Source organism: Comamonas sp. SY3 (assembly GCF_041730275.1).
GTDB lineage: Bacteria > Pseudomonadota > Gammaproteobacteria > Burkholderiales > Burkholderiaceae_C > Comamonas > Comamonas sediminis.
Genome location: NZ_JBGTYN010000052.1, coordinates 1 through 1,595, shown reverse-complemented (window position 1 = coordinate 1,595; position 1,595 = coordinate 1). Strand labels below are relative to the sequence as shown.

Here is a 1,595-nt window from a genome sequence, read left to right as displayed (position 1 = left end):
GAGCGTTGTATCGCTACGGCGCACCATGTCACACCACCAATTTGCAGGACAGATCAGTGAACTTGCGATCAAGGCCTGGCAACACCGCTTCAATGTCGTAGTTCTGGCCCAGGTGGACCATACGCATTCCAGCGTTCACATCGGTTCGCCAGCGGATGCGCGCCGAGGCCTTGACCACCGAAGTGTCGGCGCCCGAGCGAATGGACTCAACGCCAGAAGGGTGCCGTACATAAGCCCAGAGGGTGGCAAAGTCCTCCCATGCCTCAGGCAAGGGCTCACCAACCTCATTAGCACCGCCAGTTCGGCGCTGGATCGTAACGCGGTCGCGTAGTTGGCCAATGGTGGTCATGGTCAGACTCCATGGGTAATGCGGTGCGGCCGCAGCAGGGAGCGAGCCCCGCCAGGCAGCTGCACCACAGACGTCCCAGCCACCACATCTTCGCGGTTGGAATAGAGGTGCCCCAAGATCAGCAGCATTGCCGCCTTGATGGCGTAGTTCACAACCATAGGGTTGGCGCCGGCTGTTTCGGCGGCCACAGCGGCATCAAGTGCAGCCTGGTCGGCAAACACTTGGCGGTTGAGGTAGTCCATGGCGGATTGCTCCGCTGCGCCCAGGTAGAGGGTTATCAGAGCATCCTCCTGACCGGCCTCAACCCGCAGGTGCGCGAGAGCTTCAGTCGGGTTCAGGAGCATGGCTTAGACCTTTGCCTTGGTCTGCTTGGGTGCAGTAGGTACGCCCTCGGCGGCGCCCAGCTCCAGTGCGGCAGCTTCCAACTCAGCCGGGATTTCGTCGCCGGGGTTGAACTCGGTCGGGTAGATGTCACCGTCCTTGACGCCCTTGAATGGTTTGCTTGCTTTCATGCTTCCTCCAGATGAGAGGAAGGGGGCCGGAGCCCCCTTCTGGTTTAGGCCGCCACCTTCAGAGCGCGCAGGCACTCGGGGTTTTGCACGCCGCCGCCAACACGCTTGGTCGTGTAGAACAGCACGTATGGCTTCTTGGTGTACGGATCACGCAGCACACGGATGCCCATGCGGTCGATGATCAGATAGCCGCGCTTGAAGTCGCCGAACAAGATGGGCAGCGCGTTTGCAGCCACATCAGGCATGTTCTCGTCTTCTGCAATGCCATAGCCATGCAGCGTGGCTGGCTGGCCGGCCTGCGCCGAGGGTTGCCACAGGTAGTTGCCCTGGCCGTCCTTCAACTTGCGCACCTTGGCGATGGTCAGGTTATTGGTCAGGAACTGGGCGCCCTGGCGGTACTTCTTGGGCAGGCCGTAGATCAAGTCCAGCACGGCGTCGGAGCTGATGTCTGCAGCTGCGCCGCTGTTGATGGCCTTGATCGCGCCAAATGGGTGTTTGGCTGCGTTGGAGCCGCCCGTGACGTACGTCAGAATGCCTGCCGGCTTGTTCACGCCGTCACCTGAGATGAAAGCAATGCCTTCTTGCTCAGCGAACTCGGCTTGCACTTCAGATGCCAGCCATGCCTCGATGTTGATCTCGGCGTCGTCCAGGAGCTGCTGGGTTGCAGCTGGGTTGGCGTAGATCTCACCATGACCAAAGCCCAACTCAGCCAACACAGGAGTGGCAGTTTCAGG

At 60.7% G+C, this 1,595-nt stretch carries 4 protein-coding genes; all 4 read right to left on the bottom strand.

What is annotated here, in order from left to right:
* Nucleotides 1–28: 28 nt before the first annotated feature.
* Entirely contained in the window at nucleotides 29–349 is a 321-nt protein-coding gene (locus ACCQ08_RS25970) for a phage head closure protein (protein WP_239808666.1), read from the bottom strand.
* A 2-nt stretch (nucleotides 350–351) separates the two neighbouring features.
* Nucleotides 352–693 (bottom strand): head-tail connector protein, encoded by a 342-nt coding sequence (locus tag ACCQ08_RS25965; RefSeq protein WP_373451379.1) that lies wholly within the window; start codon nucleotides 691–693, stop codon nucleotides 352–354.
* Nucleotides 694–696: 3 nt separating this feature from the next.
* The gene (locus ACCQ08_RS25960; protein WP_373451378.1) at nucleotides 697–861 is read right to left on the bottom strand and encodes a hypothetical protein; all 165 of its coding nucleotides are present in this window, start codon (nucleotides 859–861) and stop codon (nucleotides 697–699) included.
* Between the two features lie 44 nt (nucleotides 862–905).
* On the bottom strand, nucleotides 906–1,595 hold a 690-nt coding region (locus ACCQ08_RS25955), incomplete at its 5' end, for a phage major capsid protein (protein WP_373451377.1).

Excerpts from the sequence above, each read along its gene's own strand:
- ACCQ08_RS25965 (WP_373451379.1), bottom strand. The coding sequence starts at position 693 with ATGCTCCTGAACCCGACTGAAGCTCTCGCGCACCTGCGGGTTGAGGCC.
- ACCQ08_RS25960 (WP_373451378.1), bottom strand. The coding sequence starts at position 861 with ATGAAAGCAAGCAAACCATTCAAGGGCGTCAAGGACGGTGACATCTAC.
- ACCQ08_RS25970 (WP_239808666.1), bottom strand. The coding sequence starts at position 349 with ATGACCACCATTGGCCAACTACGCGACCGCGTTACGATCCAGCGCCGA.